General features: G+C 39.9%; 20 protein-coding genes and 1 riboswitch. Of the genes, 12 read left to right on the forward strand and 8 right to left on the reverse strand.

What is annotated here, in order from left to right:
* Positions 1-58: 58 nt before the first annotated feature.
* Together DMP02_RS03185 and DMP02_RS03190 are read left to right on the forward strand one after the other, a co-directional pair.
* Complete coding sequence (locus DMP02_RS03185; RefSeq protein ID WP_126322637.1) at positions 59-880, forward strand: L,D-transpeptidase; 822 nt, start codon at positions 59-61, stop codon at positions 878-880.
* A gap of 134 nt (positions 881-1,014) precedes the next feature.
* On the forward strand, positions 1,015-1,566 hold the full coding sequence (locus DMP02_RS03190; RefSeq protein ID WP_126322638.1) for a DedA family protein: 552 nt from the start codon (positions 1,015-1,017) through the stop codon (positions 1,564-1,566).
* A 118-nt stretch (positions 1,567-1,684) separates the two neighbouring features.
* On the opposite strand, the gene DMP02_RS03195 is transcribed toward DMP02_RS03190, so the two are convergent.
* Positions 1,685-5,059: a UvrD-helicase domain-containing protein gene (locus tag DMP02_RS03195; protein ID WP_172593973.1), complete on the reverse strand. Its 3,375-nt coding sequence runs from the start codon at positions 5,057-5,059 to the stop codon at positions 1,685-1,687.
* Positions 5,043-7,679 carry a PD-(D/E)XK nuclease family protein gene (locus DMP02_RS03200; protein ID WP_126322640.1) on the reverse strand — a complete coding sequence of 879 codons (2,637 nt, stop codon included), beginning with the start codon at positions 7,677-7,679 and terminating at the stop codon, positions 5,043-5,045. The genes DMP02_RS03195 and DMP02_RS03200 overlap by 17 nt, the downstream gene beginning before the upstream one ends.
* A 452-nt stretch (positions 7,680-8,131) precedes the next feature.
* Here DMP02_RS03200 and DMP02_RS03205 point away from each other — a divergent pair, with 452 nt between their 5' ends.
* Positions 8,132-8,503 (forward strand): DUF4383 domain-containing protein, encoded by a 372-nt coding sequence (locus tag DMP02_RS03205; RefSeq protein WP_126322641.1) that lies wholly within the window; start codon positions 8,132-8,134, stop codon positions 8,501-8,503.
* Positions 8,504-8,594: 91 nt separating this feature from the next.
* On the opposite strand, the gene DMP02_RS03210 is transcribed toward DMP02_RS03205, so the two are convergent.
* The 5 genes from DMP02_RS03210 to thiM all read right to left on the reverse strand — a co-directional run bounded on the left by DMP02_RS03210 (position 8,595) and on the right by thiM (position 14,094).
* Complete coding sequence (locus DMP02_RS03210; protein ID WP_126322642.1) at positions 8,595-10,709, reverse strand: SGNH/GDSL hydrolase family protein; 2,115 nt, start codon at positions 10,707-10,709, stop codon at positions 8,595-8,597.
* 362 nt (positions 10,710-11,071) lie between these two features.
* Complete coding sequence (locus DMP02_RS03215) at positions 11,072-11,731, reverse strand: TenA family protein (RefSeq protein ID WP_126322643.1); 660 nt, start codon at positions 11,729-11,731, stop codon at positions 11,072-11,074.
* The gene (thiD, locus tag DMP02_RS03220; RefSeq protein WP_126322644.1) at positions 11,721-12,551 is read right to left on the reverse strand and encodes a bifunctional hydroxymethylpyrimidine kinase/phosphomethylpyrimidine kinase; all 831 of its coding nucleotides are present in this window, start codon (positions 12,549-12,551) and stop codon (positions 11,721-11,723) included. Before thiD ends, DMP02_RS03215 begins: the two co-directional genes overlap by 11 nt.
* Entirely contained in the window at positions 12,535-13,200 is a 666-nt protein-coding gene (gene thiE, locus DMP02_RS03225; RefSeq protein ID WP_126322645.1) for a thiamine phosphate synthase, read from the reverse strand. Before thiE ends, thiD begins: the two co-directional genes overlap by 17 nt.
* 39 nt (positions 13,201-13,239) lie before the next feature.
* Positions 13,240-14,094, reverse strand: a complete 855-nt coding sequence (gene thiM / locus DMP02_RS03230) for a hydroxyethylthiazole kinase (protein ID WP_126322646.1) — start codon at positions 14,092-14,094, stop codon at positions 13,240-13,242.
* A riboswitch (TPP riboswitch) is annotated at positions 14,086-14,181 on the reverse strand. (Overlaps the previous gene by 9 nt.)
* A 131-nt stretch (positions 14,182-14,312) precedes the next feature.
* Between thiM and DMP02_RS03235 the strand changes: the two genes are divergently transcribed.
* From DMP02_RS03235 to rluB, 3 genes are all read left to right on the forward strand, one after another.
* Positions 14,313-15,242 carry an Rpn family recombination-promoting nuclease/putative transposase gene (locus DMP02_RS03235; RefSeq protein ID WP_126322647.1) on the forward strand — a complete coding sequence of 310 codons (930 nt, stop codon included), beginning with the start codon at positions 14,313-14,315 and terminating at the stop codon, positions 15,240-15,242.
* Between the two features lie 127 nt (positions 15,243-15,369).
* Positions 15,370-15,921, forward strand: coding sequence for an SMC-Scp complex subunit ScpB (scpB, locus tag DMP02_RS03240; RefSeq protein ID WP_126322648.1), 552 nt, complete (start codon positions 15,370-15,372; stop codon positions 15,919-15,921).
* Positions 15,922-15,941: 20 nt separating this feature from the next.
* Entirely contained in the window at positions 15,942-16,682 is a 741-nt protein-coding gene (gene rluB / locus DMP02_RS03245) for a 23S rRNA pseudouridine(2605) synthase RluB (RefSeq protein WP_126322649.1), read from the forward strand.
* Positions 16,683-16,746: 64 nt separating this feature from the next.
* Here rluB and DMP02_RS03250 read toward each other — a convergent pair whose 3' ends face one another.
* On the reverse strand, positions 16,747-17,520 hold the full coding sequence (locus DMP02_RS03250; RefSeq protein ID WP_126322650.1) for a hypothetical protein: 774 nt from the start codon (positions 17,518-17,520) through the stop codon (positions 16,747-16,749).
* Positions 17,521-17,668: 148 nt separating this feature from the next.
* Between DMP02_RS03250 and DMP02_RS03255 the strand changes: the two genes are divergently transcribed.
* From DMP02_RS03255 to DMP02_RS03280, 6 genes are all read left to right on the forward strand, one after another.
* A complete protein-coding gene (locus tag DMP02_RS03255; protein WP_126322651.1) occupies positions 17,669-18,745 on the forward strand; it encodes a hypothetical protein in 1,077 nt (358 codons plus the stop codon).
* 178 nt (positions 18,746-18,923) lie between these two features.
* Positions 18,924-20,045 (forward strand): hypothetical protein, encoded by a 1,122-nt coding sequence (locus DMP02_RS03260; RefSeq protein ID WP_126322652.1) that lies wholly within the window; start codon positions 18,924-18,926, stop codon positions 20,043-20,045.
* 425 nt (positions 20,046-20,470) lie between these two features.
* Positions 20,471-21,310 (forward strand): succinate dehydrogenase, cytochrome b556 subunit, encoded by an 840-nt coding sequence (gene sdhC, locus DMP02_RS07360; RefSeq protein ID WP_232019609.1) that lies wholly within the window; start codon positions 20,471-20,473, stop codon positions 21,308-21,310.
* Complete coding sequence (gene sdhD / locus DMP02_RS03270) at positions 21,304-21,660, forward strand: succinate dehydrogenase, hydrophobic membrane anchor protein (protein ID WP_126322653.1); 357 nt, start codon at positions 21,304-21,306, stop codon at positions 21,658-21,660. The genes sdhC and sdhD overlap by 7 nt, the downstream gene beginning before the upstream one ends.
* Positions 21,661-21,663: 3 nt before the next feature.
* A complete protein-coding gene (gene sdhA / locus DMP02_RS03275; RefSeq protein WP_126322654.1) occupies positions 21,664-23,430 on the forward strand; it encodes a succinate dehydrogenase flavoprotein subunit in 1,767 nt (588 codons plus the stop codon).
* A 220-nt stretch (positions 23,431-23,650) separates the two neighbouring features.
* Positions 23,651-24,349 carry a succinate dehydrogenase iron-sulfur subunit gene (locus DMP02_RS03280; protein WP_126322655.1) on the forward strand — a complete coding sequence of 233 codons (699 nt, stop codon included), beginning with the start codon at positions 23,651-23,653 and terminating at the stop codon, positions 24,347-24,349.
* Positions 24,350-24,369 lie beyond the last annotated feature (20 nt).

The raw sequence follows: 24,369 nt of genomic DNA on the forward strand, positions 1-24,369 counted from the left end.
TTAAGAGTAACGCCTTATTTTAAGAGCACCCCCTCTAAACAGGTGGGAAGGAGCAGTTATGCGTATACTCATACGATTTGTAGCATTATTTGCATTGCTTGCCGTTTTTCTAGTGATGAACGGTGATAGCTTTGCAGCACGCGGATGGTTACTCCAGTCATTATGTGATGATCCACGTCTTTATTGTATCGCGGTACAAAAAGGGGAAACCTGGCAAAGCTTATTTCCTGATCCAGCTAGGCGAGACCTGGTGATGCGTATTAACCGCATGAACACACGGATATGGCCTGGGATGAAGATCGCAATACCGAGAGATCCCTATAGCGCGGATAGTATGCAGTATACACCATTTTCACCTTACAGAGTTCCCACTGGAAAGAAAATGATCATTTATTCGCCCTCATTAAATGCGTGGGCGGCTTATGGACCTGCCGGTAATATTATTCGCTGGGGACCGGCATCCAGTGGGCAAAATTGGTGCCCTGATTTAGGACGGCCTTGTCATACACCCAGTGGTAATTTTAAGGTCTATGAAAAACGGGGGCCTGCTTGCGCATCCACTAAATTTCCACAGCCAGATGGTGGCGCGCCCATGCCTTATTGTATGTTCTTTAAAGGTGGTTTTGCGATGCATGGTTCAAGTGGGGTGCCAGGATACAATGCGAGTCACGGTTGTGTCAGAATGTTTGTGGAAGATGCACAATGGCTTAATTTAGATTTCGCTGATATTGGTACTCAAGTTATTATTTTGCCTTATCCATTAAATCGTTATGCTGAATTAAGTGAAGAAGATGATGCGGAAGACGATATGGATAATGGGGAAGATATTAATTTATTGGGCCAAATGGATTTAGTAGAAACCGAATCAGAACCTACCTAAATGTTATTTTTTAGTGGGTTTTTGTTATTAGGTACGACCCTGTGGTTTAATCCGCCGGGTCGTCATCTGGTTTGTATTAAAACTATGATACGAAAAATTTATTTTATCAAAAACAAAAAGAAGAGGGTAGGGCATTGCAATCATTTTTAAATCAATTTATACCTTGGATTCAGCATTACGGTAGTGTAGCGGTTTTTTTGTGGTTAGCGCTGGGTATTATTGCTTTACCTATTCCAGAAGAATCCTTGTTATTGTTTATTGGATTTTTAATGGCAAAAGACAAATTGCCTATCGTTTCTACCGTCATTGCGGCTTATGCAGGCACATGCTCTGGAATAACCGGTAGTTATGGATTGGGAATATTCACTAGCCGTTATATTGTTAGGGGTTGGGGACGCTATATTGGTTTGACGGAAAAGCGCTTTCAACGCGCACATAATTGGTTTGAACGATTCGGTAAATGGGCACTGTGTATCGGTTATTTTATTCCTGGAGTTCGGCATTTAACGGGGTATGTAGCGGGTGCATTAAAGCTTTGTTATAAACATTTCGCGATTTTTGCTTATTGCGGCGGTATTGCTTGGGCTAGTTTATTTATGTCTTTAGGTTATTTTTTCTATAAGCCTATCAATGCATTTATTGGCGCGTTACACGCGCATACGGTTTCGCTATTGCAGTTGTTTTAAGGAATATTTATCGTCATTGCGAGCGCCGTAGGCGCGCGGCAATCTAGGGGAAAAGAGAATTCTTTATTGGATTGCTTCGTGCCTACGGCACTCGCAATGATGGATGGCCACGCTCATTTCATTCGCTCGCCATGACGGCGATTGTGTTGGAAGAAGGTAGATACTCCCACGCCTGCCATAGCGTATCAAGTGGAAAATAGAGGCCTAATCGAATTTTATAATTTTCTTTCAACGCGGACATCTGTGTAAAAGCCGCTGCATAGCCTTCGAGCTGTTTTTTATGTTGTTGCATCGCGGTATTTAAAAAAATCTCAGGGTTATCGCCGGTATAGGCGGTTGTTTTATAATCAATGATCCAGCGTACGCCGGCCTCAACAAAGGTGCGATCCATAATAAGCTGTCGCAGATGGTTGTTTTGTGCAACATTTAAAGCGAATTCTGAATGCGCAGCTTGGTGTTGCTGACTTAAAATCCACCGTCCGCGTGGATCCTGGATTATCTTTTTTAATGCTTGTGTTAATTTGCTTAAGGCTTCATCTAATTGTGATGGAATGATGCCGGCTTGTTCTAATAGTCGTATAAAACGGGTATTTTCTTGGGTAAAATCTATTTTATCCCAGTATTCTAAACCGTCTTGGCTGATTTGATATAAAAGACGATGAATAACTGTACCGGTTGCTTTCGCTAAATTAGGTTGCCATTGGTAAGAAAAGGGTTTGTGTGCAACCTTAGCGGCTATTTTGGGGGTAAAAATAGGGTTCTGCCAATCAGCAACTAATCGTTTGACTCGACGTGAAGCAGATAATTCATTTGTTGCTACGGCATCAGTATCTAAGGAAAAAAAATCATCGCGATGAATTATCGTTGCCTGCCATAAAGAGTGCAGTAAAGTATCAGTGGGCACCTTTAGTTCTTCTTTTGAGTCTTCTTTCACTACGCCGAGCAATGATAAGGATTTTTTTGCACGTGTACTGGCGACATAAAGTAAACGTGCTAATTCGTAGCGGGTTTTTTGCTTTTCTGTGCGAGAAAGATAGTTATAAATAAGGTCTTCTTTTTCACTTTTTGCTTTTATGGGCGCTAATAAGCAATCTTTTTTTGTTTTAGTAACATGACGTTCTTGATATAACATTAATTTTGCATTATCGCTGCTGCTTTTACGATGTAGGCAGGGCAAAATAATATGATCATACTCTAGGCCTTTGGCTTTATGTATGGTCATAACGGCAATAGGGTTAGAAAGTGTTTTATTATTTTCTATAACTATGTCAGCGAGTTCTTTTTCTAATTTAAAAGTATCGAATTCATCAGCTTCGGCTAACACTTTTTTTTCTAGGTGATCTAAATAGCTTTGAATATGCGTGATTTCTTCAGGATGATTGAGTGTGGTGGCTCCTCCTAAGCGGAGCCAGGCATTTTTAATCCAGCTTGTTAGCGTGAAGTTATCTTGTTCAGCAAAACAGTGTTGTAAAATAGGCACAATACGACGGCAACGTTGTTTGCTTTCTTCACGTAAATCCATTTTTTCAAAATCCTTAAGTTGTTGCCAAATCGTGTGGTAGGACGATGTATCTGCAGAGAAATGCGTAATGCTATGCAGATCCCTTAAATCTAAACCACAAAAAGGCGAACGTAATAGCGCTAACCAGCTGATTCTATCGCCTAGATGTAATAAAGCGCGTGTTAATGCCACCATATCTTGTACAGCAGAATGTTGACCCAGGCTTTCAATTTCTACCGCGTGATAAGAAAGTCTGGCGGCTTGTAGGGCAGGTAATAAATCTTTTAGATGCGTACGCGCTCTCACTAAAATAGCAATAGAATCGTGTGGATTTTTTTGGCGGATTTCTTGAATGATAGCAATGATTTTATTTGCCTCGCGTAGCGAATCCTCTTCATTCATCCAATACATGCCAACGGCTTTTTCAGTATTTTGTGTTTGAAAAGCAATCGCTGGTGCAAATGTAATAGCACCTTGATTAATATTTTCTTTTTTGGGTAATAGTTGGCTAAAACAAGCGTTAATCCAGCTGATAATAGCGGGATCGGATCGGAAATTGACAGCGAGTGTTAAGCTTTGCAATGGTATATTGCCAATACCGTCTTGTTTTGCTTGTAAAAATAGACCCACTTCCGCTTTACGGAAACGATAAATCGATTGCATCGGATCGCCGACCAGAAAAAGTGTTTTTTCTTCATTCGCTTGCCAGCCGGCAATGAGTTTTTCAATTAGCTGAAATTGTGTGAGCGAGGTATCTTGAAATTCATCGATTAACAGATGTTCAATTTGATAATCCAGGCTAAATGCTAAATCGCTGGGATTTTCTTCATCACCTAAAGCGGCTAATGCGCACAGTAGAATTTCGGTATGATCGACTTTTTTAGCCTGCTGAAAAACTACCTGTAAATGCGCGACTAATAGGGGTAATACATCAAATAAGGCGGTGATTATTTCCCATTGTGCATCGGTGTAGTGCAACGGCGGTGCGCGTCTAAACGCAATTAAAGCTTCATGTAGGTCCGCTTGGTTTTTTAATTGTTCGATGAGGCTCTCTACTCTTTGTTTTATCGCAGTATAATATGCTTTCTTTTGCTTGTCTTTTTCGCCAGATGCGGCAGGGAAGCCTTGTTTTTTTGTTACTTCGTTACGCCATTCATTATCATCCTTTAACAATAAAAAGCATGCTTGTTGCCAATAGTAACGGTTAGCTATTTTTTCTAATGGCTTTTCTACACGTTGCTGTAGAGAAAAATTTAATAACTCAGTGAGTTCTTGTCGTAAATCGCTAGAAATAAGTGAATTAAGTTGAGCGATAAGTGTTTGATTAATTTTTTGTAAGGTTTTTTCTAAGGATTCGCGTAAGTGCGTAGGATCTTGAGTAAAATAGCTTAGCCATTGTTCACGACTGGCTAATAATTCACTTAATGATGCTTCTAGGGAAGAAAAATCATTGTCACCATGTTTGATGAGTTTCAATAAGCTATTTTGCCAAGGAGAGTTTATTTCTAAATTTGAAATGAGCTCTTGAGCCGCTAAACGGTAGAGAAATTCAGGCTTATCGACAGGGCTGAGTTGTGCGTCGAGTTTAGACAGCAAAGGCATCTGACACGTTAAGCGTTGGCAAAAGCTATCAATGGTTTGAATGCGTAAACGATTGGGATTCGCTAGCAGATTCCAATTCATGATTTTGTCATGCGCGATGACGTTTCTAGCCAATTGCCAACGTGCCGCCTCTTTTGTAGAAGTAGGGCAAGGCTGCTCTGCCTTTTCTAAAGCATCCAGTATTCGCATGCGCATTTCATGTGCCGCTTTACGCGTAAACGTAATGGCAATAATCGCTTCGGGAAAACGCACACGGCTGAGTAATATTAAATAACGACGTACTAATAATTCAGTTTTCCCTGATCCGGCCGGCGCTTGTACAATAAATGATTGCTGTGGATCAAGCGCTTGTAACCGTGCTTCTGCATCGTGCTCAATTAGATTTTTCATAATGATTAATACGACAAAGCAGTTGTAAGTGGCAATGTTCGCAGGTGGTTTCTTTTTTAGGATCGACTGTTGCAACACCATTTTGAAATTGAAGTGCTAAATTTTCTAATCTGGTTTTCCAAAAGTTAAGTAGTTCTGGCCAGGTGCTTGGTATGTTCTTATCTTTTGCTGTACCTATCACGTGGCAAAGTCCGGTTTCTTTTTCACTATAACCTTGTGACTCAATGCTATGACTGCTAATACGAATGACAGCACATCCGCTTACATTAGGAAGTGATAAACAATACAGGGGTAATTGCGGTTCATCTAATCGTTCTTCAGACCAACCTAATGATGGTTTTGATTCGCCGGTTTTATAATCAATAATCAGTTGGCTGCCATCGCTAAGCGTATCAATTCTGTCGATGCGTAGACTTAACACCAAATTAGCAAAGGTAACATGTTGTTTTTGTTCGTGTATAACCTGCGTAAAAGGTAATCGATTTTTATCCAACTCGATGAGTTTCATCAGACGTTGTTGTAAACGTTCTCGTTCAATCGCTATAAAATGTGGGCTAAACGTGAGGGGGCGTTTTTTGCTAAATTCTGCAATAGCCGTATCAATGGCTTGATTCATGAATACTTGTAAGCTGTGTGCAGGTTGTTTTAATAAGCTGGCTTGATCGCTTAGGTTATTCCAAAATAGTTCTATCACACGGTGTAACAAGCTGCCGCGATCGCTTTTACTCAGACCGAGCGAAGGTAAATCATAGAATTGAGTTTTTAAGCGAAATTTTGCAAAGGCTTGAAAAGGGCAAGCGGCTTGAGATTTAAAAAGCTGATTGCTAACCGTGCTCAATTCATCCGCTAAAAGTGTCGGCGCTGTTTCGTCTAGATAATATTCCCAATCACGTGTGTTCCAGATAGACTGCACACTATTTTGGTAATCTGGAAGTTCTAAATCGCTGGCTTCAATACTCGGCATATGACGGATGAGTGCACTGGGACGTAATGCTTGCTCATCCTGTTGTATGCTATGGCTAAGCATAATGCTATCGGCACTGTTCAATAAACGTTGGGTGACCAGCGAGGAAAAATAAAACTCCCGTTCGTTGCATGCATGTGGTGTTGCGTTGTCACGTTGCACTGCATAAGGGATAAAAGGATTGGGGTGCGCAGATGCAGGCCATGCTTGTTCGTCTAAGCCCATGATCCATAGGCTATCAACACATAATCCCGCTGTATCTAATAATCCTAGTACATGAATAGGCGTGTCATACGCTGTTTTAGCTTGGAACAGTAATTCATTCGCCAATTGAGTCAGTTGTTGCAAAGCCGCTTCTTGGTTTATTTCACCTAAGATAAAATCTAAACTACTTAATTCATTCAATAATTCAGACCAACGTTCGATTAATTGGTCGTCTTCACTGAGTAGCTGGCATTGGCCGGGCCAACAAAAGGCTTGAAGTTTTTTTACAAAATGCTTTGTCCACTGGCTAGGAAGTTGTTGAATAGGCTGCGTATCAATGAGTGGAATAAGCTGGCTAATCAATTGGTTTAATTGCGTACAGTGCTGTTGTTGACTCAATAAAGCAAGTTGTTTTAGTGCGAGTGTATTTTCGGCATGGCGGCGCAAGTAAATACTCAGTTGTGCACGTGGTGATTTTTCGTCGTCAGCATAGCCAATGTAAGGCGATTGAATGAGTTTGCTTATTTTGCTTAAGGGTTGGCTTGCTTGGGTTTGTATAATCGCTAAGGCGCTTTGAATGAGGGTAAACTCACTCAGTTTTCTGCCCGCCGCGATGTTAAAAGGTAATCGCTCAGCACAAGCAGGGTTTAGTTGAGTAAATATTTCAGTGAAGCTCTCTAATACTTGGGTGCGAATGGCTAATAATTGAGGAACAGCGCAAATAATCGTTTTTTTGCCCGCTTGCCACTGTTGATAAGCCCATCGTGCCATCGTTTGTAATTCAGTTGCAGTATTTTCTACGGCTAAACGGCGTACCCACGTTTTGGAAGACGAAGCGACAAAATATGAAACCTGACTGCCTAATTGCTCAAGCTGTTGTAATAACTTTTTAGTTTGTGGATTAATCTCATCAAATCCAATTAAAAAAATACGTGAGGGCGGTGTTAGGTTTTTATTTTTAAAACACGCCATGAGTAGCGTGCTAGCACGTGCGAGGTCTATGCAAGCATATTCTGTAGAAAGCGCGACAAAACGTTCGCTCCAGGTTTTAAAGGCAGTTGTTTCATGGCTTGCTTGAAGCGGTGTGATGTTGCCGTCAAGTTGCCATAGCATGTTGATTTGCCAGGCTTGTTGCGCTGTCTTTGCAATGTGATCAGGATTTAAAAAATGTGTGTCTGATTGGTTAATAATAGATTGCCAAAGCATGCGTTCTTGATGTGTTGTTAACAAACGGTAAGGAAAACCCGTGGCTTGAATGAGTTGAGTTTCCCATTGTAGTGTTAGCCATGTTTCTAATTTAAAAATACGTAATGATGGCCAAACCTGTTTGTGTTGTGCTTGTTGGTAAGCGGCATAAGCTTTATGTAAAAAGCGAATTAAGCGTTGGTTAGGTGTGAGCAGTAGATCATCCTGTTTGAGGATTTTGAAGAGTTTATTATAAATTTCCATCATTTTTCTCTTGACAAGAGCGGCTTATCTTTGAATGCATCACAGACTTTTGCACAAGTGATGTTAATTTAATTTATTTTTCACCAATATAACAGACCTTGGATTAATTCTAAGCTTGACTTAATATAACTATTTGAAAAATGTAATGTTTTTTATTTTGTATAAAGCTTGTACAAACTGTAATGATGACTTATAAATCAAGCTTTTCAGGCCGCTACCCAAATACTGTCCACAGAGTTATTCACAGAATCTGTGAGTAATTTTTGTGAGACCACTTATAGTCTGCTTTTTAGACAATAAACACTCAAAAAAATGATTTGATTATTTCTCTGTGTTTATTATACTAGTGGCTGGTAGGAAGCCGGCTTTACTATGTTTAAAGCACTGGGCGCTACACTATTTATTTTTAATCACTACAATAACCTCATTCAAATTAGCTAGGGATTCTCAAACTGATGTTAAGAGGTGTTGCCTTCATTTTTGCGTTGGTTTTTATTGCACTGGGGATTCTTGGATTTATTCCCTTGTTGATGTATAACCAGTTGCTCTTCAATGTGTTTGAAGTGAGTTCAATTCATAATATTTGTTATATTCTCACAGGTCTTATCGGTTTATCGGCCAGTGCATCGCCACTCTACGCCCGCTTATATTTTAAAATATTTGGTGTCTTTTATGGGCTGCTAGCCATTTTGGGCTTTGCCTTAAATGGTAATCTATGGTTTCTGCATGTTAATCTGGCGGATAGTTTTTTTTATCTGATCGTGGCGGTGATTGACATTTACTTTGGTTTTACTAGTAAGATAGAAGCCGGCTATCAGTCGAGTTGATCTTTCAAAGCTGCTCCCTCTCTCAGCATTAAGAGAGAGAGTCCATAAGACCGTTTTCTAAAGATGGCCCACAGTCGTCGGCAATCCTTTGTTATTCCCTGCAGGTAGGGTGGATGCTAGAAGTAGGTGGTGTTTCTTTTTGTTGAGGAGTATGAAAAAACGCTGATGAAGGTGAACGTAGGATGTTGAGTGATCCTGGTGCTTCATGAGAACCCATTTTTATACCTTTACTTCGGGGAGTGATGCCCATATCATCTGAAAATTGTTTGTCGGGCTGTATCTCATAGTTTTCGTTTATAAATCTAAACAATGCACTCCCTAATGAAAAGTGGATCTGACCTTTAGGATGAAAAAGGTCTTTACAAAATAATTCTTTTTTGTCAGTGAAATCGATAGGATGTTTATATTCCGCTTTAAAAGCAGGAATAATCCTAGCAAACAGCTGGACAATACTTGCCCCATGTCTATAGGGACCTCTTATTTTGCTAACGTCATTATTTTTTTCTTGCTCATTATTTTTTTTCTTTTCTATTCGTTTATTTAATTCGTCGAGTTCAGCGTTGTTCAATAGGTTTTTTTTGATAGTGTTTCCTGACATAACAGGTTTTCCATCGATAAACAAACAAGCTTCCAGTGAGTCATGTCCTTGCTTATCCTTGACGGGTATTATTAATAACGCATTGCCTGTTATTTCAACTTTAGCTTTTTCTAGATTATTACTATAGTAAACAGAGCATTCCCTAGTATCATATTTTTGACGATCTTCAACAGACTTGATAAGTCTACTAATAAGGCTTTTAGTATTTTTACCATGTTTTTTATGATCTTTTAGTTGGATAAAAATATGGTTTTTTTCTTCCTCAATGAGTTTATTTAATTCGTTGCATTCAGACTTACTGAATGGGATTTTTATTATCTTGTTTTCTGACATAACCGGCTTTCCATCGATAAACAAACAAGCTTCCAGTGAGTCATGGCCTTGGTTATCCTTGCAGGGTATGGCTAATAATGCATTTCCTTGTAGTTTACCTTCAAGTGTTTCTAGATTATTGCTATAGTAAATAGGACAATTCGTAAGGCTATATTTTTCAGGATTTTCAAGAATGTCTGTAAAAACCTTATCAGTATCAAATATTTTTACATCGACATTCAGTTTAGCGTCCCGCATTAAATCCTTCATCCATTCTATAAATTCGGGTTCTGAGGGTCTTTCTACTATTTTTAAGCCAAGCGGATTTTGTTGTTCTTGATTGATTACCCTTGATTTGGCTTGGTCTATTATATTTGGGTATTTTTTTGGTAATTTTACCGGCACAGTGCGCATTTCCCCTTTGGGATTCTGGACAAATTTTCCATCTTGAATGAATAAAGCCTGTAGGTTTGTATTTTGGCCAATAAATAGGATAGCTTGTTTTATTTTATACTGCTTTAAAAAAGCATCTGAATCGTCTAAAGTTTCAAGATGAAAAATAGGGCTAGTGCTAAAATCAATATACGTATATTCGGCCGTCAATTTTTTTAATCCTTCATTATAGGATTGGACTGCTTGTTTTAGTGGTTCGGTTATTTTCGTAGATGCGTTTTCATACCACGGAGTCAAAGTAGGATTGGGTAGGCCTAGCAAAAGAATATGGTGTAAAGAATTTTTGCCTGTGGAGAGAGTACTTACGGTGTTTTCTACGGCGTTTAATGCACTGGATACACCTTCATTACCTGTACGACACACTGTAGCAAAATCATTATTACCTGCAAAGATAATGCATAAATCATTGGGGCTAATACCATAGGGCATATTTTTCAAGGCGCGAACTTGTTTTTTTAGGTAACCAAAATTGAATAATTTACTTTTCAATGTGGCGTTAATGCCCACTCGAAATAAGTTACTCCATTTTTGGCTGTTACTGGCGGTTGAACCACCTTCCGCCAAAGTTCTATCGACGGCGTGTCCTTCCGGAGCAAAGTAATGACTATGCAATGGAGATTCACTATATGCGTTTCTTAATAAATATTCTATCCTTTCCCCTAATGTATAAACGTAAGTGAAGCTATCAGTAAACATGTTATTCGGGTGTTTTTCTAGAAGTATACCGAATTTATAAGGCCCAAACAGCGTTTGATTATATTTACCTTGGCCATTGCCCGTATCACTCAGACTATCGCCAAGCGTATAAATTTTTCCGTTGAAAGTAGAGATTGAATTGGCCATGATAATTTATTATTTTTGTAGGAAGGTTAAAGTGCATATATATTAAATTAATAAAATTAATGATTTGTTAAAATAAAATTAAATTAAGCTTAAGAGCCAGGGCAAACGCATTTAGAGAATTTGCCGTGAAATGAGAAGTTTTAATAAAGAGTGAAAAGAATGAGGTATAAAGTTAGAAGAAATAATGAAAGTATCTGTGATGCTAGCGATTGTATTAGGTAAAAAAAACGGTGCTTTATACTATAAAAACATTTAGCTGATAGGTAGCTAAGTCAGTTGCTTTATAATAACGTTTACCACGACACGCTGGGGCTACTAAACACTGGCAAGTTGTTGTATTAGTGAGGGGCTTATTCTGTTATTTATCCAGTAATAACTTCTTTCTCGTTGGCATATGCACCTTGCCAAAAACAGTATTCTAATTGTGTGGCGCGCTGGAATGCCGCCAGCATATTGCTTTTAGTATGAGCAGAAGCGGTTTCGCCTAATTCATTGAGCGTGTTAATAGCTAAATCAACAGAGGTATTAAACTCAGGACTCGCATAAAGATCAATCCAGTCTTGATAGGGGTTATTGAGTATTTTTTTGGCTAATGCTCGTTGTCCCACCTGTTGATACACCCAAAAACAAGGTAACAGACTGGCAACGGCTTCTTCAACCGGCGCGCTGTGTGCCATTTTCAAGAGATAATCCGTATACATACCGCAAAAGGAACTTTTTTCCAAATTTAAATGCGGTGTAACGGCATATTTTTTCAAAGTAACAAGATGCAACTCACGTTCAGTCTGTAATGCATCTTTGGCAAACTGTAGGAAAAATTCAGTTTGATGTGGCTGGGATAATTTGCGCGCGGTTAATGCCAACGCCTTTGAATAATCGGCAAGATATAAAGCATCTTGAATCAGATAGAAAGTAAACTTTGCGAGTGGCAGTGTGCCATCTGCCAGTTGCTGATTAAAAGGTAGTTCATAAATTTTAGGCATCAGTGCTGCGACACTGTTACGCATTTCATTAAATAGCATGATTGACCTTTTTTAAATAATAAAAGTGATGCACGGGTCCGCTACCTTTACCAATCTTAAGGTTTTTGCCTGCAGCAATGGCTTGCTGTAAATAGGCTTTTGCCTTACGAATGGAATCATGGAGTGTATAGCCTTGTGCAAGATACGAGGCGATGGCAGAAGAAAGTGTACAGCCGGTGCCATGCGTATGTGGCGTATCAATACGTGGGCTATCAAAACAAATAACTTTAGCTTGACCAGGATTATAAAAAATATCCGGTGAATCGCTACTGGTTAAATGTCCACCTTTCAGTAGTACCGATGTTTGATGTGTTTCAGCTAAGTTGATAGCCGCTGCTTCCATTTCTTTTCGATTGCTTATTTTTTTATTCAGTAAAATTTCTGCTTCAGGAATATTGGGTGTAATCAGTGTGACTAAAGGAAATAAACGCATTAATGTGTTGATAGTATTGGGTTTTAAAAGTACATCACCACTTTGTGTTGTCATGACGGGATCTAATACTATCAAAGGCGGCTGATATTTTTTTAAGTTTTGTGTCACTAATTCAATAATGTCTTGCTTATACAGCATGCCGAGTTTAACCGCGGCAAATTGTAGATCCGTAAATACAGCATCCATTTGCTGTTGTATAAAGGCAAGCGGAATTTCTTGAATCGCTCGAACGCGTTGTGTGTTTTGTGCGACTAAAACCGTGATCACAGAAGCGGCATAACTACCGGTGGCTGAAATCGCTTTGATATCGGCTTGTATGCCGGCACCACCCGAGGGGTCGGTACCTGCAATGCTGAGAACACTGGGCAGATTAAGATTGTTTAGCATAAGAAGGTGTCCGTGAAATAAGTTGTGACAAGTGTTGTGTCGCTTGCTTAGGCGAATGAGCAGAGAAAACGGCAGCGGTTAAGGCAATACCTGCAACGCGCATGGTTAAAATAGGATGAATATTATCGGCATTAATACCGCCTATCGCCACAATGGGTTTAGGTAATAGGGTCGTGATTGTTTTTAGGCTTTCAATGCCAATAGGCGGGCTTGCATCGGTTTTTGTGGTGGTTACAAAAATAGGACCTACGCCAAAATAATCACAATCAAAGGATTGGCAGCGTTCGGCTTGCTGAATATTCTGTATAGAAACACCAATGATTTTTTTGTAACCGAGTTGTTGCCGAGCCCACGCATAGGTTTGATCCTGTTGGCCAATATGCACGCCATCGGCATCGATGGCTTTGGCTACGGCAATATGATCATTAATGATCAAAGGGATATTTCTAGGTTTTAATAAAAGCTGCAGTTGTTTTGCAACGGATAAAATAGTTTCTAAAGGTTGGTTTTTCATGCGTAATTGTACGCAGGTCACGCCCTGATCCAGTACTTTTTGCAGTGTATTGAGCTGTGTATGATCGACGATCAAGTAAAGCGAATAATCAATCATACTCTTAGCATTTGAATTTTCGGCGGCGTTGCTATTCAATTTTTAATCCTCATTTATCATGCAGGAACGAAGGTTGCTTCATTTTCGCGGCGCCTTGCCGAAATCCAACTGCTGTGAGTATGCGTTAAGCGCTGATCGGGCAATAAACGGTTCTAAGTCAGTTTGTTTAAGGGTGTATAAATTATCTAATAGCCGCATATAAAAACTGCCGGGCCCCGTCGCTTGCTGTTCGCTGAGTTCACCCAACAAGCCAAATAAGGCAACCGCATGCATAGCAGCCAACAATGGATTTGAATTGACGGATAAAAAAGCCGCGATGATAGCGGTGAGTGTGCATCCCATACCAACCACTTTAGTTAAGAGTGGGCTGCCATACTTTAGCATGATGGTTTGATCTTGATGCACAATGAGATCGGTTTTTCCGCTCACGACCACGGTGCATTGATATTTTTTTGCAATTAACTGCGCCGCGCTGAGTGCTTCATGAGAAGCCTGTGTAGAATCCACGCCCTTGGTTTTAATCTGTTTATTTTCTAATGCCATGATTTCGGAGGCATTACCCCGAATTAGCGTGACGCCTTGTGCTAAGATTTTTTTCGCGGTTTCAGTTCTATATTGGCTTGCACCGGCACCGACGGGATCAAAAATGATGGGGATACCTGAATTTAACGCGGCTTTTTGTGCAGCAGCCATCGCATCAATCCAGTGTTTATCCAGTGTGCCCATATTGAGGACTAAGGCTTGAGACAGCTGAACAATCTCAGACATTTCTGCTTCGGCATGCGCCATAATAGGCGAAGCGCCGAGGGCTAACAGCATGTTAGCGGTGATCGGCATGACGACTAAGTTCGTTATATTATGTATAACGGGATTGCTTTGTCGAATTTGATTTAAGTCACGAAATAACGTGTTTAAACAGAGTTTTATTGTCATTGTACAACTTCCTACGCAGGTATTAGCCCGATCAGGTCAGAGGGTATTTTTCTCAGCCCATTTTAAAGAGCACCCCTGTTGATAGAGTCTATATTAAACACCAGTTATAGCCTTTTGTACAAGTGCCAATGGGAGGTATAAATATCCCCTATCTATTCGTTTCTTGATAAATTAAGATTAGTCTCTTAAGTTAATGATAGAGTAAGGATAATAAAAAAATGACTGTGGCTATCTATCATCCTCACGACAAGTTTTTTAAACGGAATCTAAAGGAAAAAAAGGTAGCAATAGATTTTTTAAAAGTCTATCTGCCACAAGCTATTTATAACGCTATCAACCTGGATACGCTTCAACTCACTGAAAAAAGCTTTATCGTCCCGGAACTTCGAGAAATTCACAGTGATATCATTTATAAATGTGAGATTAAGCAAAAATCAGGCTATCTATTTTTCTTAATAGAGCATGAATCCACGGCCAACGATAAATTAATGGCCTTTCGTTTATTACACTATAGTGTTTCTCTTAGCGCAGAGCATCTGCGACAAGGCAATAAAAAATTACCTATTATTCTGCCCTTATGTATTTATCACGGCGAAGTATCACCGTATCCGCATTCGATCGACCTATATGATAACTTTGAAGACCCAGAATTTGCTCGCCAAGTCGCTTTTAAACCTTTCAAACTCATAGACCTTACTGTTCTTTCAGATGAAGAGATTAGCCAACATGGTTTGGTATCCTTAATGGAAATGCTATTTAAGCATCATCGAGCTAAAAATTTCTTATCGATTATGCGGGAACTTCTTAAAACAAATCTCGTTCAAAATATAGTCAAACAGCTCGATATTTCTTATCTGAGTGATATGTTAAACTATGTATTAATAACAACCCGGGATGACACAGAAGCAAAGGCAGATAAGCTATTAATTAATGAGTTAATAGCAGCGTTTCCCCAACGAAAAGAGGTTATCATGACATTTGCAGAACAAATTGAACAAAGAGGATTGCAGAAAGGTATGCAGAAAGGTATGCAGAAAGGCCGATATGGGGTTGCTAAAAACCTTTTAGCCACGGGTATGCCTATAGAGTTAATAAGACAAGTAACTGAATTACCCGATTTAGATTTAACAGAACTAGAGAAAATCTAAGAAAGATTAATATTCCTAACATGATAGCGCTATGGCTTGCTTACAAGGGTTCAGATAACTGCTATAGTTATTATTATGGAAATTACCCAGCTTAAAACTATTCTGGAAGCGGCTATTCTAGCCGCCGGTGAGCTTAGAGCGTTTGGCCAGCTTATTTTCAGAAGCGCAGCCTGTGCCAACGCCGCTGTTAAAACAGGCATTGGCCGTACTCGAAGAAGATTACCTTGAGCGGGGCATTCGATTGCAGCGGGTGGCCAATGGTTATATTTTTCATACACCGTCTGAATTGGGTGAGTGGATAAAAGGACTTTGGCCTGAAAAACGACCCCGTTATACCCGTGCTTTTTTAGAGACGCTGGCGATTATTGCGTATAAACAGCCGGTAACTCGCGGTGATATTGAAGCCATTCGTGGTGTGGCGGTGAGCCCCAATATTATTAAAGTGTTACTGGATCAGGAATGGATAGTCTCAGTAGGGCAACGCGAAGTGCCTGGTCGACCTAATCTTTATGTCACGACTAAACAATTTTTAGATCATTTTAATTTAAAGGCATTAGCTGAGTTGCCTGTGCTCGCGGCTATTAATGAGACCCTAACGCCTATAAATACGGATGAGCAGGAAATCAAACCAATAATGCAGCCACCACTCGAATCTGGCGCTATAATGCCTGCCAATTAACCTCATTTTATTCCTACGCTATGACAGAAAAACTACAAAAAGTATTGGCCAATCTAGGTTTGGGTTCGCGTCGCGAGATAGAGCGTTGGATTCAACAGGGTCGAGTGAGTATTGGTAGCGACGTTGCAAAACTCGGCGACCGTATTGATCGCCGCGCCAGCGTTTTTATAGATGGTAAGCCGATTAAACTAGCGCCTTCAACACCACTGAAACGACGTGTATTAATTTATTATAAGCCTGAAGGTGAAGTGTGTACGCGTACCGATCCCGAAAATAGACCCACGGTATTTTCACGTTTACCACCACTTCGTGGCGAACGTTGGATTATGATCGGTCGTTTAGATATCAATACATTAGGATTATTAATTTTTACCAATGATGGTGAATTAGCGCATCGTTTATCGCATCCTTCGTATGAAATAGAAAGAGAATATGCAGTACGCGTATTAGGTGAAGTCGATGCTAATATTCTTAAGCGCTTGAAAAAAGGTGTGCAGTTAGAAGACGGTATGGCAGCATTTACACGCATTGAAGAGCGGGGTGGCGAAAGAGCCAATCGTTGGTATCATGTGGTACTGAAAGAAGGACGCAACCGAGAAGTGAGGCGCCTGTGGGAATCACAGGGTATTCAAGTCAGTCGTTTAATGCGTATTCGATTTGCGGATCTTCAGTTACCCACCGATCTAAGACGCGGTCAATGGCGTGAGTTAAAGCCAGAGGAAATCAAGCATTTAGCGCGTTTAGTCAATTTAAGCGAGTAGTTTAGTATGAGGGGCAATATTTCTATTACCCCTCATTGTATTGATACACATAATCGCCACTCAGTTAGTGGCGGTAAATCCCCAGAGAGCTTTCTGGTTGTTTATTTTTTTCTTCTTCTTCTTCATTAATCGAAGCTAATCGATTAACAAAAGGGCGTTTATCAGAAAATGAACGAACTAATACAGTAGGTTCTGTTTTACGAGGCATGACAGTCGTGGGCGAGATAAGATGGAAAAACGTTCCTTGCGTAGGATCAGCTTGCAATGCGCTGGGTAAAGCCGAATCAATTTCATCAGCACCCAGAACCTTTGTTGTGAATGTTTTAGCGAACTCTATGGTGGGTTTATTCTTTTCGATTGCTTTTTTATAAAGTAGAGGAATGCCTGGTAATATAATAGCGCTAGCAGCAGCAGCGGCTATAAGGCTATAGGGAAGTGGTATAACAAGCATACAGAGTGTTATGGCGCCTACTGTGGTAAAAGCGGTGAGGCCTAGGGTAAACAAACCTGCTAAAAAGTCTTTGATAAAAGCGATTCGATGGGTTTTTATGGTTTTATTATTTTCAATTTGGATAGCAACCGCCATTTTTTGATCATTTATTTTAGATTCCTTTTCCTTTGCTAAAAAATCTTGTATTTTTTTATTCCGTAAACCTTCTTTGAAGATATGTCTATAGACAGTTAGATTGCGGTTTTTATCCTCTATAATAAAGTAACATATTCCAGCGACGATATTTAAATTCATACTTATTGTGGAAAGCTCCTGTACCAATTCAGCTGGATTTATTTGAGCGGCATCATGGGTTTGCGATGCTTGAATTTTTTGCTCTAGGTCCATTTTCATTTTTAAATAGAGTTTATAAAATTCTTTTCCAACCGCCGTGGACTGCTCATTTTTCTGATAAACAATTAAAAAGTCATTTTTTCCAATAGGAATGCTTTCCTTTTGCTTCTTCAGATATAAAAATAATAAATAAGAGTGCTATATGTTTGAAGCAAGCCGCTCGTCACTGCTCGTGGCAACCAAGCTGCTCAGTGAAAATTTTACCGAGGAAGAACGTCGCTTTGCTGGAAATATTGCGTTTAAATTAAGAGGACGTATTTCTGCACGCCGAGAAATAGCCGGCAGTGGTGGGGATGAGCTGGGCATGAATGCAAATCCTAAGTTAAAGATAGGCGTTTCAATTGGCTCGACAGTTATAAATAAAGTGATTCCTACGGCATTAAAATGGATATTGCCTGGTATCGCAGGGGCAGCCATGTTCATTGCGGGTGCTTCTATTGGTGTTGCTTCTGTGGTGGTAGGGGTTATAGGGCTGATTGTTTTTGGCGTGACTTATTTATTAGAGACTCGATCTAAAAATAAAATTAAAGGCAGGGCAGATATCTATAAAGATTATTTTCCAAAGGATGATAACACCGTTAAGCTTCTTGCACAGTTGGTAACGCTTTCTATGCATAAGGAATTGCAAGTGAGTGCATTGCAGCAAGCAGCGCAAAAGTATACGCCGTGGCAGCGTATCAAGCATGGGTTGCAATATATCGTGAGGGTAATAACGGCAAAGAAAACGGCGCCAACAAAAGAGCAGGAACGAATAAGAACGCTGGTAAAAAGTGAATTTGGCAAACTATGGGATATTTTTAAGAACTTTACGCGCAATCCAAACGACTATACTTCTTTTCAGAAAAACGCATTAGCGAAAGAAATAATGGGCTTATTTGAGCGTCATTTTGACTTGGGCGATCCGAATGATAGGAGTGAAATTGTTAACGATCGAGATATTAATAGATTATGGATACATGTGTTTGCACGTTATTTAAAAGAGCAAAAACTAGAAGTACGTGCATTAACCATGCGTGGCTTGAAATCTAAATTAAATACGCTTGCTGTGCCACAACCTACGGCTAATGTTGTATCGCCATTGCAAGAAGCTAATGATACAACCTTATCTTTTAAAGCCAGACGTGCTTCCTTGCCGTCATTTTTTTCTCCGAAACCAGCGGCCTTGGTGGTTGCTCCTTCAGTGCCAGAACCGAGCTTGGTTCTTAGCACGCGCTTATAAAATAGCCAGAACCAACTATCAAACTAAACAGGGCTTTTTGTTTTATCAAACGACCCTTTTTATATTTTATATTTTATATATAAAATATAAAATAAAATTCTAATTGTTAATATAATATTAATATTACTTATATAAGATACGCATAAATATTCTAATTAATAATAATAAAAGGTGATTTATGCCCGTCGCAAATAAGCTGTCATTGCTCGATGCAGTCAAATTAATAAGTAGCGATTTTAAAGACAGCGAGCGTAGGTTTGCTGGATATCTATTTAATCATCTAAAGTGTCGCATTGATGAACGTAGAAAAGCGGCGCTAAGGGGTAATTCTAGTTCAGCTGTAGGGGGTAAAATTAAGCTTGCGATAGCGGTGATTAGAACTGTGGTATCTACTTTTGTAGGGTTTGGAGTAGCAATACCGGTTTCTGCGATTGCTACTCCGGCAATTGGTATGTTAGCCGGTGTTGTCGCTTCTTTAGGAACAGAAGTTTTAGGTCGTGGAGTTAATAAAGGGTTAAAAATTACGCCCAAAAGAAGAATTGAACGGAATGCGAAAATATATAATGAATATTTTCCAGAAGAGAATAGCGGTCTAATTAAGTTGTTTTCACAGTTAGTGTCGTTTTCTATGCTGGGTAATTTTCAAGCTATATTCTTATCTCAAATAGAACCTACTCCTACTCAGTTTATGAGCAAAAAAATGGATAAGGCTATAGATAAAGTGGCTCGAGCGAGAAAAGTATCTAGACAAGGCGTAAAAGACGAAATAGAAGCATTGGCAAGCAAAGAATTTACCGTAATATGGACTATTTTTAAGGAATTTACGCGTGATAGGGAAGCATATTCTTCTTTTAATGAAATGCCAGAATATAAAAAAATAACTGATTTATTTATGAAGTATTGTGATTTAGGTGATGCTCAGGATAAGAGTAGTATTGTTAGTGATTTTGAGGTTCATACTTTATGGATAAACGTATTTGCGCGTTATTTAGAAGGAAAAGAACCAGAAGTACGTGAGGAGATACTTATTAGGTTGAATAATGCATTTAGTGCTAATGCTTATAATAGTATGCTCAATGCGGCTAGGCATCAAAGCACTATGGATGTGGGGCAATCTACGGTTTCTTTAACTAGCCAACATTCTTCATCTTCTGGTATAGGCTCGGGCGATTCACTTGCTTCACAGGCTGGAATCATTTATGCGCCGCGATTTTTTGCTCCGCAAGCAGTGGCAGAAGAGCGCTTAGCGGCTAATAATCCGGAACCAGAACAGCACTTAGGCCCTGGTATACGTTTGTAAAAAAATGATCAAATGAGAGGGCGGTTTGTTTTATCAAGCCGCCCTTTCTTTCTTTCCGATTCGACACCAATATTTTTTAAATAGTTAAATGACGATGCTGGTAAATGAAATGAGAGGATGGTTTATTTTACCAAACCGCTCTTTTTTTATGTGCGATTTACCCACCGCTTTATTATTTATATTTATTATATAAAAATATAAATAATATTATATTTATTAATATAACTTTAAGTTTCCTTATTTTTTTTCAGTGCTTGTTGTGTTGACGGTGGCACATAGAGGTTACGTAGAGGCAAAAGCAGAGTCAAAAATAAGTTTTAGAAAAATTTTAGACAAAATAACAGGAAAAAAGAATATGAGATGGACGAAATGGTTCGTTATTTTTCTGAAAAAGCACAATAAATTATGGAAAAAAACAAGTGATTATGGAACAAAGGCAAGAAATTACCGAAACACGACAAGAAGTTATGGAAGAAATGCACGAAATAATTTTATTAAGACAAAAGGAGATTATTGAAAAAAAAGAAACCGGCTCAGAAGCGCTCGAGATTTTTCATAAACAATTAAACACTTTGCAAGCAAGGCATGCGGAACTCAAAGAAAAATTAGAACAGTTGAAGGGACAGCAAAAGACCGCGGAAGAGGGGGTAAAGAATTTAAATCATTTAAATGTAAAGCTAAACGATTTATTAAAGCCAGTAGAAAGTGTAGCACAGGTTCAGCCGATACTTTATTTAAAGCATCGGCACCTAACGTTGGAAAAGCGTCTCATCCACCAGAGTTTTTTGTTCAGAAGCATAAAGATACAAAGCCATCATTTGTATTTGAATACGCTTTGCGCGTATAATCCCCCCGTTTTTCGACTTAAACTTTATTCATTTAAGGCTGATTCTGTGGCTAAACGACCGGTTAATCTCAATTTATTGACTCTGCGCTTTCCTATAACCGCGATTGCTTCTATTTTGCACCGCGTTTCAGGTTTTATCTTATTTTTATTTATTCCTGTCTTCCTAGGGTTCATAGCCGTTTCACTGCGAAGTCCGGAAGGTTTTTTTCTTGCTCACAATGTCTTGACGCATCCACTGGCTAAACTGATGATCTTAGCAATTTTTTTTGCGCTTTTTTATCATATGCTGGCGGGTATTCGACATCTCATCATGGATACAGGTCTGGGTGAAACCCTAAGCACGGCACGTTTTACGGCGGGCCTCGTCATGTGTTTAGCCATTGTCTTGACAACACTGATGGGAATTTATTTATGCTAAAAAAATTAACCAATGTGACTAGTCTAAGTGGTAATGGGTTGCGCGATTGGTTAATACAGCGCGTTACATCGGTAGTGATGCTAATTTATATCGTTTTCCTCTTAGTCTTTTTTGTGGTGCATTCATCACTCAGTTATGAACAATGGCATGGATTGTTTAGCCATAGCGCAATGCGTTTGTTTAGCACGCTCTTTTTATTAAGTTTACTGTGGCATGCTTGGATAGGCATGTGGACGATTGTTACGGATTATATCAAGCCGTTTGCTTTACGCTTGAGTGTACAAATACTAATAATTATTGGGCTATTACTCTGTTTTATTTGGGGTTTAGCTATTTTTTGGGGTAATTAATTTATGGCAATACCCACTTATACCTTTGATGCAGTGATTGTTGGTGCCGGCGGTGCCGGTATGCGTGCCGCCTTACAATTAGCGAACTCGGGTCAAAAGGTGGCGCTGATTTCTAAGGTGTTTCCTACACGTTCGCATACCGTTTCTGCGCAAGGTGGAATTACCTGTGCCTTAGGCAACGCCCACGAGGATGATTGGCGTTGGCATATGTACGATACAGTAAAAGGTTCTGATTATTTAGGTGATCAGGATTCTATCGAATATATGTGTAAAACGGGTCCAGAGGCGGTATATGAGCTGGAACACATGGGCTTACCGTTCTCACGTATGGATTCAGGTAAGATTTATCAACGTCCTTTTGGTGGCCAATCTAAGCATTTTGGTGGTGATCAAGCCGCTCGTACCTGTGCGGCGGCGGATAGGACAGGTCATGCCTTATTACATACACTGTATCAACAAAATGTAAAAGCAAAAACCCATTTTTTTAATGAATGGTATGCGATTGATTTAGTTAAAACGGCGAAAGGACAGGTGGCGGGTTTAACTGCTTTATGTATTGAAACCGGTGAAGTCGTTTTCTTTCATAGCCGGGCGACGATCTTAGCCACTGGCGGCGCGGGACGTATTTTTCAATCCACTACCAACGCTTTGATAAACACCGGTGATGGGATTGGTATGGCGTTGCGTGCGGGCTTTGCGGTACAGGACATGGAAATGTGGCAATTTCATCCGACGGGTATTGCGGGTGCCGGCGTGTTAGTGACCGAAGGCTGTCGAGGTGAAGGCGGTTATTTGATAAATAAAAATGGCGAACGTTTCATGGAACGTTATGCACCGCATGCTAAAGATTTAGCCTCTAGGGATGTGGTAGCGCGGGCGATGGCCTTAGAATTGCGTGCAGGCAATGGCTTTGATCCGCACGGTACAGATTATGTGAAATTAAAATTAGACCATTTAGGTGCCGATCTGATTAAGAAGCGTTTACCCGGCATACGCGAATTAGCCATTACCTTTGCCCATTTTGATCCGATTACCACACCGATTCCCGTCGTACCGACTTGCCATTATATGATGGGCGGACTACCTACTAATGTGCATGCTCAAGTGCTAACGCTAAACTCACAGGGCCATGATCAAGTCGTTGAAGGCTTGTATGCAGCGGGTGAATGCGCATGCGTCTCTGTGCATGGTGCTAATCGATTAGGTGGTAACTCGCTACTCGATCTCGTGGTATTTGGTCGTTCTGCCGGATTACATGTAGAACAGTCATTACAAAAAGATTTACCTTTACTGTCGGTAAACCCAGACGATTTAGAAGCGGGATTAACCCGACTGAATCGTTGGAACAACACCGATAAAGGTGAAAGTGTGGTTGAGATTCGTCAAGCGATGCAAAAGAGTATGCAGAACGATTTTGGTGTATTTCGAACCGAAAATTACATGCAAGAAGGCTTAGCAAAACTGACTGAACTCAGAGAACGTTTACAACATGCGGCATTAACGGATCGTAGCCAAGTGTTCAATACGGCAAGAGTGGAAGCGCTTGAATTAGATAATTTAATGGAAGTGGCGTATGCCTCGGCTGTTTCAGCGTTAACGCGCCAAGAAAGTCGTGGTGCACACAGTCGCGAAGATTATCCAAAGCGAGACGATAAAAATTGGCTGAAACATTTACTGTATTTTTCTAAGGATGCTCAGGTCGCTTATAGAGCAGTGAATATGAAACCTGAAAGTATGGCGCCGATGGAATTAAAAGAGAGAGTTTATTAAGAAAATACTTTGTACAAGGCAAAAATTATAGTAAAAGCCCGTCATAGCGAGGCGGGAACCTCAGTTCCCGACGTGGCTATCCAGGAAAAGTTGATTTATGTCACTGGATTGCCGCGTGCTGCGCACTCGCAATGACAAAAAGTTTTACATGGCATGTTATTGTCCGTACTGAGAGAAAATATTTATTTCTACCACTTAATTTTGTGAAGGTTTGTTAAACATGCAATTTTCTATTTACCGTTACGATCCCGATAAAGATAAAAAACCGTATATGCAAGACTATACGCTGGCATTAGAAGCGGGTCAGGATATGATGTTGCTGGATGCTTTAGAAGCATTGAAAGCACAAGATCAAACGCTTTCTTTTCGTCGTTCTTGCCGTGAAGGGGTCTGTGGATCAGACGGTATGAATATTAATGGAAAAAATGGCTTAGCCTGTGTGACACAACTTTCAAGCTTGAAGTCGCCTATCGTATTAAGGCCTTTACCTGGATTGCCGGTCATTCGTGACTTAGTGGTGGATATGGAGCCTTTTTATCGTCAATATGAAAAAGCACAACCTTATTTAATTAATGATAAAGAACCACCGGCTAAAGAGCGTTTACAGTCCCCTGAAGAGCGAGAACAATTGGATGGTCTGTATGAATGTATTTTGTGTGCCTGCTGTACCAGTGCCTGTCCTTCTTATTGGTGGAATCCCGATAAATTTTTAGGACCGGCGGCATTATTATGGCTGTGTCGATTTTTAGTTGATAATCGTGATGAAGCCAAAGAGCAGCGCCTGGCGGAACTGAATGATTTATTTAGTTTATTCCGTTGCCGTACTATTATGAATTGCACGACGGTCTGCCCTAAAGGTTTAAACCCGGCTAAAGCGATTGCTCATGTCAGAACCATGCTGTTAAAAGAAGAAACCTAAAGTGCTCCAAAGCTAAGCCC

Source organism: Candidatus Rickettsiella viridis (genome assembly GCF_003966755.1).
In the GTDB taxonomy this organism is placed as follows: Bacteria; Pseudomonadota; Gammaproteobacteria; order Diplorickettsiales; family Diplorickettsiaceae; genus Rickettsiella_B; species Rickettsiella_B viridis.